Raw genomic sequence first — 16,927 nt, 5'->3', positions numbered from 1 at the left:
ACTCCCGCGACCGGCCATATCGAGTACCCCGCGCCAAAGGTCAGCGGCGCCACGTGCGCACCCCGCGCTGGATCGATTCGTCGGACCGTTCCCGATCGATGCCGTGGGGCACGACGGGGGGCAGAGCCGGTCGAGCTACTTTCCATCGGGTTCGGGCTGGACGGCGACCGGCGTCGGGGTGTACTCGATCCAACTGGCCTCCCCCAGCAGACGATGCATTTCGATCCAGCGGCCACGCGGACCGTCCCCCTCCCGCCCCGACCACCCGAAGTTGTTCCGCCCGCAAACCCGCTGGGCACGCTCGTCTTCTTCTCGAACCCGCACGGCGACCCTCGAAAAGCCCTGCCGCCATGCCCAATCCACCACCGATCGGATCAAGCGGTCCGCGACATCACGACCGCGGGCTTCCGGCACGACGAACAGCGAGGCCAGCTGGACGGTATCCGCATCGTCGTACGCCGTCGCGGCCACCTTGCCGATCGGTACGCCGTCCTGGAAGGCGACGAACGCAGCCAGCGATCGCTGCACGCCGTCGCGCCACTCATCGGGGGAAAACGTGCGCGCCTGCTCGACCGTCGCCTCGAACGCTTCAGGCGCCGAGGCAAGCGCTGTCAGCGTAATCGTGCGATCCTGCCGCCAGTCGTCCGGCCTCAGCTGGCGTATGTCCACCGGAGGCCGCTGGACCGGTTTTGCGGGAGGCAGCTCGTCTCGCATCGCCTCCCAATCCCAAAAATTGATCCGGCCGCCGGTCCGCGAATCGGTCGCGACCGACCACCAGGCAACGTCGCGTGCCGAGAGATCGGCGGTCGTGCTGGAACCGACGCCGTGCACTGTTCGCCCGCGAGTGGCGTAAGCCAGCACCCCGGACGCAACTGATGTTGCGGCGAAGAGTCCGCCCGCCAGCCAGCCCGTGATCCCGGCGCCCGCGGTGGACAGCAGGAATCCGCCCAGTGCCCCGCCGACCATGCTGCCGACGGCGCCGAGCACACCGTTCACCGACATCGCGCCGCCGATCATCTTCTGCGGCACGATCTTCTGCTGGTACAAGAAGTAGCGTTCGGCGCTGAGCATGCTGCCTGCTCCGACGGCGATCGACAGCGGCAGGATCACCCACGGATTCGGCGTCAGCACAAAGGATGTCGCGAGTACGCCGCCGGCCACCATGGTGAGGGGATCCGACACTTTCAGGTTGATTTTGTCGCGAATTCGTTCCGGTACGGTCATGACCGCCAGCAGCGTCCCCGCCGCTCCGGCGGCGAGCAAGCAACCCGACATCAGCGGTGCCAAGCCGCCCAGCTGAGCCGCATAGTCGGACGCGGCAATGAAATCGACCAATTGCATTGCCCCGATAGCGTTTCCGATGTTCCACGGAACCAGCAGCAGCACATTGCCACGCAGGTAGGAATCTGCCCACATCGCGCGCGCACCGTCGAGCAGGCCGACCCTGTCGGCCGGATCCGGCCGCACCGAAGGAAGTTTCCGCAGCCGTTCCAGATACAGCGCATAGGTTGCGGCGTCGGCGAAGAAGGGCAGCGCCGGCGAGACACTACCGATGGCCGGAACGAGGAATTTACCCGCCGTCGCGGATGTCTGCCGGCCGACCAGGGAGATCGTCACGGCCTTTGTTTGCTGGTCCTGATCCACCAAGCGCCGGCCATAGGTTGTCGTTGCGGCGCCCCCGACGGTGTTGGTCGCCGCCGCTGCGAGAGCCGACCCGATGACTATGGGCACCGCACCGGGAAGACCCAGCAGGACGGCCGCACCGGCCGCTGTCGAGGTGGCAAGCCCGGCTGTCGACGAAATCTGGATGGTGCGGCGGTTATCGAACCGATCGGCGATATACCCGGCGGCGGGCTTGGCAAGCAACGTCACCAATTGCCCGGCCGATGCGGTGAGTCCTGCCAACTGCATCGAGTTGCTCAGCTGCTGCACGAGCAGCGGACTGTAGGTGGACAGACCCACGCTGGTCAGGTTCGAACTGATCGAACCGGTGTTCAACCGTTTCAGGGTGGCGTCCGCCATCTTCTTCGGACTGCTGGATCGCGACAATCCACGAATCCACTTCAGGAAGAAGAAGGCCCGGTTCGACGCCCGCTCCTCGTCGGACCGACCGACCCGGAAGCGATCGTGTAGATCGACAACGGCTGTCCCGGGAAGCAGCAACGGCTCACCGTGCGGGTCGAAAGCCGACACCACGTAACCGGCCAGCTCTGTCCCTGTCTCCGAATCGCCCCATCGACCGAGCCGACCGCTACCCGGATCTTGTTCCTCGAGCCAGCCATTGCTTCCGTCCGCGGCACAGTGATACTCGGCGCGATCGAGATGACCCATCACGCCGTCCCCATCCGGGATCTGCCAGATCTCCGCCACCAGCAGCGAAACACCCTCGCGCGCAGCGGAATCCATTGACCTCAACAACTCCGTCAAAGCCCGGTCGATCAACCGGCGCGGGCGCACGGGATCGACCGCAAACCACTGTGGCCGACCACCCACCGCATCGAGCAGACGTTTCAACGACGAACCCGCGAGACCGTCCGGCTCCGGCACCACGAACGACCGGCCGGTCCGCATCCCGTGCAACTCCAGCACCCGCCGCCCACACTGATCGTGCATCGCACCGTCCGGCCGCCGATACGGCACCGTGCCGTCGTCAACGGCATGACGGGGCCGCCCGTCTTCCGCCTCCGCGGCAACCGAGGCGTCCGCTACCTCATCGATCATGCGCCGAGTTCGCACGGCAACCAGTTGCGCGCGGAATTCCTCGGTCCGCAGCCGCTCGGCCGCCTCGGCAAGAAGTGCCTGGGCGGCGGTGACGTCGATCCGCAATCGGCCGGCGACATCCGCCACTGGGATGTCGCGCACATGGCACAGCTCGACCAACGCTGCCGCCAGGGCGGGATTCGGCATATCCGCCAAAGCCAGCAACAGCTCATCTCTGAACTCGACCTCGTCGGTCTCCGGCCGGGCCGGATCCCCGATGTCGATTGCCCTCGAATTGGGCTTGTCGGACCGTACCGGTGCATCGATCGACGTCTCCGACGTCGCGCCCATACGCTTCGCGTCGACCACGTCCGTCACCGTGAGACCCAATGCCCGAGCGATCTCCTCATCGTCGGGCTCATGCCCCGTCTTCTTGAGCCGCTTACTGATATAGCTGTCGACCTTGCTGACCAGGGTCGCGTTCTCATAGTCGAGGTGCGCGTAAATGACCTCGACGTAATACCTGTTGACGGCGGTCCGGCAACTCGCCCATGCGTGCACACTGAACGAGAACGGAGGAAAATGCTGTAATGCCGCCCCCAAAATAACCCTGCGAAAGAACTGGGCGAGTTCACCATGATCGCGGTCCCAGCGCCGCCGCCATTTACTCTCTGCGGCTATCGCGATCCCATCGAACTTCCGACAGATACTATCCAGGATAGATTTTTCTTTGTCCGAGCCAACTGGCGCATCTATCAGTTCCCAGAACTTCGCCTCCTCGGTGGCCTCTGCCGGAACGCGATATTGCTGCCGCAGGTAGAAATTCTCGATAGCGCCTCGCAACATGGCATTCGAGATGTACCCGGCATCACGCACCTTGCGCAACGACACCAGGCGGAGGTCGCTGTTCATGGCCAGCGCCTGAGTGAGCCACACATGATGGCGCCCGATTGCGGTCGAGAAACTCTCGCGGCTTTCACCATGGAACGCAGCGATCGCTGCCACCCACTCGACCGCCGAATCGAATGCCGCGGGAGCGGGTATCAACTCGGCAGCAAGCCATTCGACCAATTGCCGCTCGGCATGCTGGTAGAGGGCCATGACGCTCGCGACAGTGGTGCCCAGCTCCGCCGCCGCTTCATCGTCATTGAGGTTCTGCACTATGCGCAATTCGGCGCATCGACGGCGGTCCTCGGCGAGCCGGTTCAGGCCGTTCCGTATCACTCCCGGATGCGCGGCATTTGCTTCGAGAACCACAGCCAACCGCTCGTTCGGGGTCAGCGAACCCGCGCGAAGGAGCAACTCGGCCAGACGCGGACGACCGAGCGCACCGGGCAGCAGCGCTACCAGCCGCCACACGCCTCGGGTCTCGGAGTGCGCAACCCTGCCCTCCGTCAGGCCCAACTGCGCCGCCGCTGCTTCCCGGCTGTGGCCGTCCATGAATCGCAGCCGCAGCGTCTCGCGCTGCGCGCTGGGCAGCTGTGCGAAGCAACGGGCCGTCGCCTGCGGATGCAGCGCGAGCGCATCGCGGACGAGCGTCATCGCCTCCGCCAGAGTCAACGACCCCACCCGATCCAACAGTCCGGCCAATCGCCGAACCGGATAGAGCTCACCGGGCAGCAACTGCACCAACCGCGACACCGCGGCACCCTCGGATTTTTTGACCGCGTCCGTTGTCGTGCCGAGCCGGTCTGCCACCTCTTTCCTGCTGAGTTTCGCCACGAAGCGAAGCCGCGCACACTCGTGCTGCCCGGCCGGAAGTTGCGCGAAACAACGGTCCGCCGCCTCGCGACGCAGGTCGAGCGCGTCGCGGACGAATGTCGACTGCTCCGAACGAGTCAGCGAACCCACACGGTCCACCATCGCGGCGAACCGCCGACGCTGATCGAGCTCGTCGGGCAGCAGCTGGACGAACCGCTGCGCGGCGTACGCTTCGATCTGTTCGACCGCCTGCCTCGGCTTCTTCAGCCGCGGCGCTGCTGCTGCTCGCGTGAGCTCGTCCCGGAATCGCAGCCTGATGCACTCGCGCTCCGTTTCCGGCAGCCGAGCCAGACAGCGGTCGGCTGCCTCCGGGTGCATGTCCAGCGCGATGCGGACCAGCGTCCCAGCCTCCGCATCGCTCAACGAGTCGATCCTGACCATCAGCTCAGCGAATCGCGCAGGCCGATCGAGCGCTCCGGGAAGCACCTCGAGCAAGCGCAGCACCGCGCTCGTCTCGGCATGCTCGACCGATTCAGTGGCGACGCCGAGCCGCGTCGCCACCTCCGCCCGGCCGAGTCCCTCCAGATACCGCAACTCCACCCACCGGCGCTCCGCGTCGTCGAGCTGAGGAAGGCACCAGGTCGTCGCTTTCGGACGGAGCTCGCACGCCGTCTCGATCAACGCCGATGCCTGCGAGATAGATAGCGAACCAGCCTGCTTCACCTGCTCGACGAGACGTGCGTGCCGCTCGAGCTCAGCGGGCAGCAAGTCCACCATCCGCCACACCGCCGCGGTCCGGATGTCCCCGACCGGATTATCCAGCCGCGTGACCGGCCCTTTCCTGAGCCGGTCGAGCAACCTCGGTTGCACGATCTCGCGCTGCTCGTCGCCCAGCTGGGCGAGGCAACGGTCCGTCGTCTCGGGATGCAGCGCCAGCGCGTCACGCACGAACGCCGCCGCCTCCGGTAGGCTCAGCGACCCGACGCGGTTCAGCAACTCGGCGAATCGGCCGGCGCGCCCGAGCTCTTCACGCAGCAACGACACCAGTTGCCGCACCATGCGCCGCTCGACGAGCCAGACCGCTTTTCTCGTCTTGTGTAGCTGCGTCGCCACCTCCGCTTCGCTGAGTCCGTCCTGGTACCGCAGGGTGAAGCACTCGCGCTGCCCGCCGGGCAACTGAGCGAGACAGTCGCCGAACTCCTTCGGATGAAGAACCGAGGCGTCATCGATGACGGTATCCATCTCGGCACGGTCGAGAGGTTCTGTCCGAGCGAGCAATTCGGCCAACCGCGCCGCTCGCTCGGCCCTCGAGGGTTCTCGCACACCATCGATGCCGTCGCGGACCGACGGCGGTGGCTCATCGCTTCGGCCGACCCGCATGTGCTGCGGCGGTCCCTCGGCATCGCCGCCCGGCAACGGCAACGGATTGCCGTTCTTGTCGAACGCAACGGCCCAGATCGCGGTCAGGTCAGACGCGTTCGTTTTGTCCTCGTCCGGGGTGCCGAACAGCGCTTTGCCTGGATCCTGCAGTTCGATACGGGCGTTGTTGCCCTGCTCGTCGCACCGGTACACCCAGCGACGCGTGTGTGCGGCCACCCCGTGTTCGTCCGCCGCGTGCGTGCCCTCGATCGTGATGATCGAGACACCGGAACGGTTCGCGGCAGACATATCCCGCACCAACTCGTGGAGCGCCGCCACGACCCGCCGCAGTGGCTTATCAGGATCGATCGCATAGCGGGTGGGGCGACCGGCACCCAGCGCGCGCAGGTAGCGCCCGGCCAGTACCCCGCCCAAGCCCGTATCGCTGAGATCGCCCGACGTCGGCCTACCGGTTTCGTGCTGGTGCATTTCCAGCACCAGCCTCGCGCAGCGATTGAGGTCGTGGCCGGTGGGCGGGAGTGTGATGGGAGGGAGATCGTCGTCCTCGTCGCCCTGGCGGACCGCGAACGCGAGGGTGGACCGCACGAGCTTGCCGAATTCCTGGTCATCGTCATGGGATTCGACGAGCAAAGAAGTCTGTTCGGCCGCGGCGACCAGCAGGCAGAGCCGTTGGCAGCGGTGGGCTCGCCGCACCACGGCGTCGGTGCCCAGCTGCGGATAACGCACCGTCAGCCGGTCGAGTTCGATCAGCGCGAGCAGGACCCGGTGCATATCCAGCTGAGCGGACGGGACGCGGGACTGCTTGTGCACGTCGTGGACGAGATTCGGACCGAGCGTGTGAACCAGTTGATGCAGGGCTCGAGTGAGCATGTGCCGCAGCCGCCGTGGCCGATCGGGCGTCCTGCCGGGTCGGGTCGGCTCGGCCACGGCGGTGTCGGCCGGTCTGCGGGGCATGTTCCGCTGCATGTCCGACCATCGCTCGGCGATGTGTCGGAAGGCGACGTTGTGGTAAAGCGCGAGCACCCGGGACTTCAGACTGCCGATCCACTGGATCAGCTGACTTCGCTCGTCGAACACGTCCTCGAGGCCGCGCAATCCGAGATACCGCTCGGCAACCTCGGCCAGGCGAATCTCGCTGGCGCCGACGTCCGTATCGGGCTGGGCCCGTGCGGTATTCATTCGCTGCCGCAACTGATCCGGGCGCACATCCCAGCCCGCGTGTTCCAACGGTTGACCGCACCACAAGGCGGCGTCACGCAGTGCTTGCGCTTGCGTTCGGGTTGTTGCCCGGATCGCCCGGCCATCCAGCGGGTGCCGCAGGAGGTGGTCTGCCGACAGGCGCGCGAACCGATGTTCGATCCGATCCAGCCTTCGGTTCGCGTCATCGAGTGCCGCCGCCACAATGTCGATCGCGTCGACCTGGGCGGTCGTCCGGATCACCGTGCGCACAAGGCCGATGGCGGTATCGAGTCGCGATAGTTGCTCGGCCTGCGCCGGCACGGTTGCCGCCTGCGCACGAAGCGTGGTCAGGCGCGTCAATCCCCACTCACCGTCGCGGCCGGTGTCCAGTCGCGTTGTGTCGATGCCGAACTCCGCGCTCGGCCCCGCGGTGAGTGCGGCGACAGCGAGTCGACGCCGGGCGGCGACATCGACGCGCACCCAGTCCAAAGCACCCCATATCAAGCCGATGCCGGGTAGCTCCACGACCTGTCCCTGCGGCCGGGCCGCAGCGGCAGGTACACCGGCGAGCTCCGACGTCAACTCGTCCAGGGACGCTTCCAGATCGGCGTTCAGCCAATACAGTTGGTCGTCCAGCCCGGCGAGCATTCTCGACTCCCACAGCAGCTCACCCAGGTCGCGTTCCGGCCCGGCGACGCCGGACGCACGCGGTGGCTCCGGCCGAGGACGTGCGGCCAAGTGGGTCAATCGAGCATTCCCGAACAGCATCGCCGGCCGCGAGTCCGGCTCCGCCATACCGTATTCGAGCATCGATGAGAGCAATCGCGCACGGGTCGGCGCGAGCGAGCGCATCCGCCGCTGCACATCCGCGTTGGCGATGCCGAGCCGATACAGGCGATCGAGCTGGCCGTCCATCCGCTGGAACACGTCGTCCTGCTTGATCATCGAAGCCAGCGCGGTCTCGATGTCGGGCACCGGCGCACCTGGTGAACGCAGGCCTTCCGGGGCCCGGCGCAGCTCGCGCACCGCTGCGGCCCGCCGACGGCGTTCGATGGACCGCCACGTCAGCTCCTGTTCCACCGTCTCGATCGTGCGGGCCCATCGGTCCGCTCGTCCGATAGCGTCGAGCAACTCCGACACCGCGTGGGACTCGATGAAACGCTGCGCCGTCGCGGCGAGTTCGGCAGGCATGTCGCCCAGCTCCCGCCGATGCAGCACCATCCGGTGCAACCACCAGTCCGCCACCCGGCCGGGCTCGACCTCGGGCCACAGCAGCCTGATCAGGTCATCGCGCGCCTGCCCGTGCTGTGCCGACCAGTGCGCCCACACCGGCGAGCCGATATCGAGCAGCTGGGCGGAATCGATGGCCAGCGGCCGGAGCAGGTCATCGAGTTGCCGGCGCAGCTCGGCGCGCTGCCGGTCGACGCTGCGAACAACCGCGCGCCGGGCGTCCGGCGGCAACGGCTGCGGTGTGTCTTCCGTGTCCGCGGCGGAACCGTCCGGGGTGGAGCCGACCGGTCCGTCCAGCCGCGCCGCTCGTTCGGCGATCTCCGCCGCCACCGCATCCAGCAGCCGATCGAGGTCGCTATTGCGCAACTCGACCTCGGCGGTCCGCCCGGCGGCGACGGCCGCCGCGCGAACCGACGCGGCGTCATCGAGCAGGTGGGCCCGGCGGATCAGCGACGCTGTCCATGCGGCCAGGCTCGCGCGCCGACGCAGCGCCGCGGCATCGTCCGCGGGTGCTGTTTCGCTGTGCGCCTCCTCCCAGCGCGCCACGTTGATCGACTCATCCAAGGCATCGATGGCCCGCGCCCACGCGTCGTACCGATGGAATTGCCTTGCGGCGTCGACCACCGGCTCGACTGCGCGGATCTCCGCGATCGCTTCGGCCTCGGCGGTGCTGTTCGAGATCGATTCGAGCTCCGCATATCGCTGGTCGACCAGGTCACCGGTCACCGCGGCAGGGGCACACTGCCACAGCTCGGCCAGGAGCGTACGCGCGCGCTCGAGACGGCCGTCCAACCGCCGCAGCGTCTCGGAACCGGGCGTGACGTGCCACACCGCGTCGACGCCCACCGCTCGCCCGCTGGCGGCAAGGACTCGGGCAGCGGCGGCGCGGGTGCGCACCGCGGTGTCCCGCACGCCGGCCAAATGTTTTCCCAGCGTGAACGTGCGCTCCACCGGACGGGAGTCACGATCGTCGCCGTACCGCGCCCCACGCAGCCGCCGTACCGCGCCGAGCAGGACGTGGTCGAGCTCGGCATCCAAGCGGCGGTGCTCCTCGGCCAGGTCGGCTTGCCGGGCGATCGCGCGCAGATCCAGATACCAGCGCGCCGACATCGACTGCAGGTAATCGCGCAGTGAATCGGAGAACGGATCGGTCCCGTCCCGGCACAGCTGCGCGAGCTCGGCCAGCACGGCCCCGTCGACGCCATCGACGGCCCGTCCGAGGACCGATCGCAGTTGGGTGCGCAGCCACTTCGCGGCATGGTCCGAGTGATCCCACCGCTCGCGATAGCGCTGCGCCAATCGCGCCGATTCGTCGAGCTCAACCTCTCGCCCCACGAACGAAATCAACGCCGAGAGGACCAGTTCCAGGTCGAGTTTCAAGCGCTGGTGTTCCGGCCGGCCCGGCCGCAACTGCCAATAGTGGAACCCACGCATCGCGGCCAGCGACGAGAACACGACGTCGTCCGATTCCGGCAGCCGATACTGCTCGTCGGCCAAGCGAGCGAATCGATGGGCCGAGGTGGCGATGCGATCGAACTCGGCTGCCAGAATGTCGGCGGTCTGCCCCTGTGCCCTGGCCGCGGCGAGCCATGAGCGCAGATCTCGCAACACAGCGCCCAGCGCGTCGATGCGCTCGACCCGACGCTCGACACGGTCGATACCCTCGAGTGTGCTCAGCACCAGAAACCGAGCGTCGAAATCCTCGAACATCACAGCGGATTCGGCCGGCAAGTCCGCGCGGTGGCGCAGATCCTCCGCCATCGAGCGCATGCGGTCGTGCTCGCTCGCGAACGGCTCCGGCTCGTACGGCACTGATCGGATCAACTGATCTCGCCGGGCGATCAAGGCATGTCGCCACTGCGCCCTTGCTGCGGAATCCGGGCGCAGCAGCTCGCTGAATTCCCTGTCCGACAACTGATATCGGCGGAATGGAGCGGACTGCCGCAGCCACTGGGTCAGATCATCGGCGTCGAAACGGGCCTGCTGCCGTGCTTGTGTCACATGCCGCCCGGGGTCGGCGTGGCCTCGATCCACGTAGCGGTGCACGATGCCATGCAGGCGGTCGTCGAAGGCCGTGTGCTCGTCGCGCAGCCGCTGTAGCAGGTCGGGTGCCGGGTCGGCGGTGGTGGGCTCGGCAGCGAATTCAGACCGGGTGGTATGGATCAGTCGCGCGCGCAGGTCGAGGTCCGCGAGTTCTCTCTCGAACATCTCGAGCAGGTCGCCACGGTATTCGTAGGCCGCGGCCGCGTCGATGACCGCGTCGAGCTCACGCAGCCACGCCGTCGCGTTGGCCACCTCGGCATCCGATCGATCCGTTCGGCGCAACAAGGACGCCAGGACATTCCGGACGTCGTCGCGCAGCATCCGAGTGTCCCGCAGCTGCCCTGGTCCCTGATAGCCGGCTTCGTCATCCATGCTTCGGCATTCGACGATGCGCGCGGTGAGCTCGGCCGCCGCCCGCTGGTGCTGCGCCGCCGCCTCGGCCAGCGCCGCGGCGACGGCATCGATGTGCTCGATCCGGTCGCGCGAACGAGCCAGCGAGACACCGTGCACCTCGTGGGTCAGATCGATATCGGACAGCGTGTCCCGCGCAAGCACCGCCTGCCGCTCGAGCTCGGCCGCCGCGTCGGCGCGCAACCACCGCACATGGTCACCCAGGTCGCCCTCGGGGTGCCTCGCGTCGCCGACGCCTGCGACCGCGCGCCGCGGAGACGAGCCCGTCTGGTCGCTGATTCCGGTCGACTCCTCGGGGACCGAATACACGGCGCCGTCGGCGCCGTAGACGACGGCGAACAGCAAGTCGCCGGAGGGGAAGAACTTTCCTGGCTCGAACACTTGCTTCGCGCCACCCTCGACCAGTGGGTCACGCCACTTGATCACGCCAGGTTGCGCCCGATCGTGGAACACCAGTCGCGCATGGCCGGTGCCCGAGATACGGCGGGCGCGCCTGCTCTCGATCACCACATAGGCGGCGGCGCCGGGCCCCAGGTTGTCGAGTAGGTCCACGATCTTCAGCCAAGTGCGGAACTGGACCCAGCGCTTGCCGCCCAAAGCCTTCAGCAGCTGCGTACCGTCCGTCCCCCCGAGCCCGGGATCGGGCGTCGGTGCGGCGCCGGCCAGGTTCTCGGCGATGTTCGGGTTCTCCTGCGACAGGTACCCGAAGGTGTGCACCGCACAATCGATCGGTTTCGAGCCGGGCAGCACATCCGGTGGGCGAATCTCGCCCGCGCCGTCCGGGGTTCCGGAAAGTCCGGTTCCGGCGATCGGCGCCAGTGGCCGCCGTCGGCCGGGACCCGGTGTGATTCGCGCGGTCACCGGCCGGGCGTCCGAGGGGCTCGGCCGCCGATGCACCACAGTCGGCCGTCCGCGTCCACCGGCGGCAGCCGGACGGTGCCCCGGACGGTCCGGCCGCACCACCCGCCCAGGCGAATCCACTGTTCCAGGGGCGGACACCGCGCGCGGTGGCATCGACGACGCCACCGGCGGGCTCGACCACACCGGACGGGTCGGGATGCCCAGCACCTGCATGCGCCTGTGCAGCTCGGCCGGACCGAGCTTGATCACCTGGGCCAGCCAGCGCTGGTCGTCTCCTGATCCGCCCGGGACGGCTGCCCCCACCCGGGACGACAACCAGTGGAAGCGGGCGGCGGTACCGGCCAGCGCGGCCATGAGCAAGCACGCCTCGGCGAGGTCGATCACGCGCTCCGCCGTTCCGGGTGGCTGCGTCGCGGACCGGGCCTCGATCTCGGCCGCGGCCTCGGCACGTACCTCGTCGATCCGCCGCAGGGTCAATTCCTCGGCCGGCATGCCGATCAGCTCAGCCAATCCCGCGGTCCGCGCGGCACGTTCGGCACGCAACCGGGCCAGCTCTGGGGAATCGGACCGCAATGCCCAGTGATCGACCTCGACACCGTGCTCGCGGGCGAGTGTGCGTGCCTGTTCGCCGAGCGTGTGTCCTACCTCGATCCATTCCCCGCGCAGCGGGGAAGCGAACCACCACGACTCCCTGAGTGACTGACGTGGCCTGGCGGAACTCGTCGGCGTGGCCGACGGCGACAGCACGTCATTCGAGCGATCGGCGGAAAGGTCCGGTGCCGGTATCGGTTCCGGTGGCATGGCCGCGACCTCAGCGTCGATCTTCAGGTAACCGTCGAGGACGTCGGCCAATTCGTGCAATGGCGCCGACGGCCCCTGCTCGGCAGCGAGCCGCCGCAGTTCCGCCAGCCGTCGGCCGTCGGGAACAGCCGTGCCGTCCGGTTCCAGTCCGGCCGTGCGCAGCCAATCCAGCACCGGCGCCGCCGTACGGTGTGCTTCGGCGAGGTCGCGCAGCCAACGACCCAACAGCGTCGGAAGGTCCTGCGCCAGCCCCGCCTGCTCCGTCGGGCTGAGCTGGCTCCACCCATCCGACCCCGACGGATTCGACCAGAACTCGAACCGATCGATCACCCGCTCTAGCAGTGCCCGGCCCCACAACCGCAGCTCCTGCGGCGCCACCTGCAGCAACTCGCCCGCCCGCGCCGCCAGCTCGGCATGCGACTGCCGCACGTCGACCGGTCTGTCAGGTTCGTCCGGTTCGTCATGCACCGTCGGCACATCTCGCGGCAGGGTCTTGGCGGCATCGTCCGAGGCTGCGGCCTGTTCCATCAACGGCTCCGGCGGCAAGGCCGCTACCCGGTCATCGAGCGTCAGATAGCGATCCAGAACGTCGACGGTTTCGTGCAACGGCGACGAGGGGCCGTGCGCATCAGCCAGCCGCCGCAGTTCCGCCAGCCGTTGTTCGACCGGGACAGCCGTGCCATCCGGCACCAATTCGGCCGCGCGCAACCAATCCAGCGCGGCCGCCGCCTGGCGATGCACTTCCGCGACTTCGCGCAACTGCCGGCCGAACAACTCGCCGACTTCTGGCCGAAGTCCCTGCTGTGCAGCCGGACTCAGCTGATTCCAGCCGTCACCACCCGACGGGCTCGACCAGGCCGTGAACCGGTCGATCACCTGCTCGAGCAGTTCCCGGCCCCACAACCTCAATTCCTGGGGTGCGACCCCCAACAGCTCGGCCGCGCGCGCCGTCGCCTCGGCGTGCGAGCGGCGCAGATCCGCCGGTTCGCCCGGCACTTCGCCCGTGCTCACCGCGACTCGTGGCACGGTGTTCGCGGCGTCGTCCGATGCCACGGCGGGCACCGGCACCGGCTCCAGCGGAGTGGTCGCCGACTTTGAGCCCACCAGTGGCGCAGACGGATCGGTGGACTCATCGTCATCTATGGCAGCCATGCCGGCACCGAGTATCACGGCACTCGATGGAGTCGTCGACTCCTTCGCGGGCGGCGTGGGGGTCTGCGACGCGGTGTGACCGTCGCCATGAGCCGATGCCGACTCAGTACTGCTCGTCCGGCCCGCGGCATCGCCGTGGCCGGTGCTGGATTCGGATGCCGCGGAACTCGCCGGCGCGGGGTCGACCGAATTCGCCGCCGCGCTCGAGCCCGATGGTTTCGCCGAGGGCGCCACATCGGTCCGGGCGGTCGACGTGTCCCGGGAATCAGTCTGCGCGGCAGCAGTTTCCGCCAACTCCCGCTGCCGAGCGTCGCGCACCTGCTCCACCGCTGCCGCCCACGCGGGATCCACCTCGCTCGTCCGCACATCGGCGCGATGACGTCCGAGTGCCGCCGAACTCGACGAGCTCGCCGGTCGGGTACCTGATAGCTCCGGAGCCGAATACGGGCCGGTCCCGTCGCTGCCGGAACTGTCCCTGGCCGTGGCGGGCGCCACACCGGACGGTGGTGTGCCCGCCACGGACATCGGTATCGGACCCGCCGGAACCGTTGGCGCCAAACCACTTCGGGCCAACACCGCAGCGGCCTCCGGCGTCAGTGCACCCACCGCCATCCGGCTCGCAACCCGCGTCTCGACCGCTTCCAGATCCCGCAGCTCACGCACCGGCTTCAGCGCGGGATCCAGGACGACCTCGCCCCGCACCGCCACCGGATCCGCGGGAACGGACTCCAGGCGCAACATCAACGCCGGCGTGTCGAGCAGCCGGTCGCGGGTGGCGTGCACCTCCATCCACCGCTGCATCGGTGCGGCGTTCTCGCCCACCCACTCTTGCAATCTGTTGAGCAGTTCCGCCGGCAGTGTCTGTGCCGGATTCACCGGGCCACCCCCGTTCGCGGCATCGGCCGCCATGCCCCGGCGCACCGTATCGCCGATCAATTCACCCGCGGACGCGCGCGCCTGCTCCCCCCATTCCGGCAACCGCTCCGCCCGCTCCACCTGGAACTCGACCGCCGCACGCAGGCGAGTCGGGCTCATTCGATAGAACTCGGTATCCGACAACCCGAGCCAGCGCGCCAACGCCGAGCCCGCTCGCGTCGACTCCTGTCCCAGCACCGCGAAATCCGCGGCCCGCACCATCGACACCGCCTCCGCCGACGCGGCGGCGCCGAGCTGCTGGATCTGCTCCGGCACCGGCACAACCGGATCGGCGCCGAGCGATTCGTCCGCTCCGGCCCGCGCCGCAGTCTCGTCGCGGCTCGGCGCTGCGCCGACCGCGGTTTCCCGACCGGCCCCCGCACCTCCCGGACCGGTCGGGTTCAGGCCTGCGGCGCCGGCCCCGGCGGGCGCGGTGCCCGTTACCTCTGCCCTGGGGTCGGGCGCACGGTATCGGGGATGAGCCGAATCCCATGTTCCGTCAGCAGCGCGCGGATCGACGGCAGCGACCCTGGCATCGGCGGCCCGGTACCGCTCCACCCCGTCCAACAGGCGTCCGACTTCGGGGACGCGTTCGGCCACACCTGCGGCCCGCACCGCCGGCCATTGTCCGTTCGTGCGACCCGTCGGCTGCCCGGCCGGCTCGAACTGTTGCGCCCACTGCAGCACCGACGCCAACGCGCGCGCCTCCGCCACGCCGGCTCGCACCTTGACGGCCATGCGTTGGCCGAGGCTCGACAGCTCGCGCTCCCGTACGCCGGGCTCTGCCCGAAACGAGCTCTGCTCAGCCAGCTTCGCCTGCCAGGCGTTGTTCTCGTCGAGGGCCCGGGCCACCGGTTCATGCCCCCACCAGCGCAGCTCCTGCGGCGATATCCCCAGCAGCGTAGCGAGTTCGGCGCGCGCATCGTCGCGCTCCGCCACGAGTCGATCCACCTCGGCGGGATCCCGTTGCGGTACCATGCTATCGGCCGCCGCGAGGTCAGCGACGGACTCCGTGTCGTGCCGAGTCCCCGGCAGGTCCGGACCCGCGGGTGAGTCCACCGACCCGGACGCGGCGATCTCAGTATCGGGAGCCGTCGGGGCTACGCTCGAACTGGATTGTCCCGCAGGGGTTTCCCTCGGCGACGGAGATGGGAGCTCGGCACCGGGAACGGTCGGCGTCTCGGACGCGCGCCCACCGATGCTCTCGGAGATATTCGCCGGCGCCGCCACCGCACCGGCGGCCGCGGCTTCGGTCTCGGCGAACTCGCGATCGCGCAGCGCGTTGATTCGCTCATACAACGTCGCATTCGGATCGCCGACCGGTTCCGTCGACGCCGTGGCGCTTTCCCGGTCCGCCACAGCACTGCCGTCCGCTGCTGGGCGCGAGGTGTCCTTGTCACCGTGACCGGCGATTACCGATTCGGCGGGATCCGGAGGACGTCCGACAGCTATCCCGGACTCATCGGCCGCCGAGCTGCGCACCGGTTCGGCGTCCGCCGGACGGAGTTCGCGCGTTCCGAGCGCGTCCGGCCGCGCGCCGAGATCCGCGAGTGGTCCGGCTCTTTCGTGGCTCGCCAGCGAAGGCGGCGGTTCGGAGCGCGCCCGCGCGTGCAGGCCGGCACCGGCCATCCCGAGCGCCACGCCACTGACCAGAGCCGACGCCGACAGCCGGAACTCACCGGTCAGCGCCGCGGCGGTCGACGCGCCACCAATGACTCCGAAGACCCCGGATACCACCCCGACAACGGCGCGCCCCAACAGCACTGGAGCGTTGGCACGGGAGACGACCGCGTGCGCGGCGTACCCGCTCAGCACTCCACCCAGCGCGGAACCGCCGCCCGTCGCGGTGGCGAGGAGAACCGAATTCCAGTCGACGCTGTCGCGATGACCGTCCAGGGTCCCCGCAATCTGCCCGGCTTGTACCCCGAGATCGACACCACCGGCGACTATCGCGAACCCACCCACCTGAGCGAGCAGCGGCCCCGCTCGTTCGACCGCCGCGGCCGCGCCCGCGCCCAGTCGACTGGCGACAAACGCCCGAAACGCCGCCAGATGCTTCGCCCGTGCGGCTGTCAGGATGTGCAACCCCCGGATCGGGTGCACACCACCGGCCAGCAGAAGCTGATACAACGTCAACGCGCCGAAGGCGTACATCACGTACACCTCTTTGTCGCTGTCGGCGGCACTGCGATCGGTATGGCGGCTCATGCTGTGACAGAACTTCGCCGAATCCTCGGCGACCTCACACATGGGGACAGCGCTGGCGGCGATACGGTCCCCCAACTCACCACGCACCGCATCCGGCAATGCCGCGACCACATCGCGCAACCGCCGCGCGAGATCGTCGTACTCTGTTCCCGCCTGCGCCCACGCCGCGCTCGACCGCCGGCCCGACTCCCCACGCATCTGGGGGACCTCGTTGCCGAAGACGATGTCGGTCAACCAATTCGGCAGATCGTCCAGAAATTGCTGCGGCGGCGTCATCGTCACGGCAGCCATCCCTGGTCGGCGGAGCACGATCGAAACCGCAGGATAGACCGCACCGAGGTCTGGC

At 68.5% G+C, this 16,927-nt stretch carries 1 protein-coding gene; it reads right to left on the bottom strand.

All coding sequences use genetic code 11. The annotated features are described in order from the left end of the window. Positions 1 to 135 precede the first annotated feature (135 nt). On the bottom strand, positions 136 to 16,863 hold the full coding sequence (locus tag K8O92_25800) for a GNAT family N-acetyltransferase (protein ID UAK31221.1): 16,728 nt from the start codon (positions 16,861 to 16,863) through the stop codon (positions 136 to 138). Between the last annotated feature and the right edge of the window lie 64 nt (positions 16,864 to 16,927).

It is taken from the genome of Nocardia asteroides, assembly GCA_019930625.1.
Lineage (GTDB): Bacteria > Actinomycetota > Actinomycetes > Mycobacteriales > Mycobacteriaceae > Nocardia > Nocardia sputi.
The sequence above is the reverse complement of the archived record's forward strand: the minus strand, read 5'-3'. Positions and strand labels throughout refer to the sequence as shown.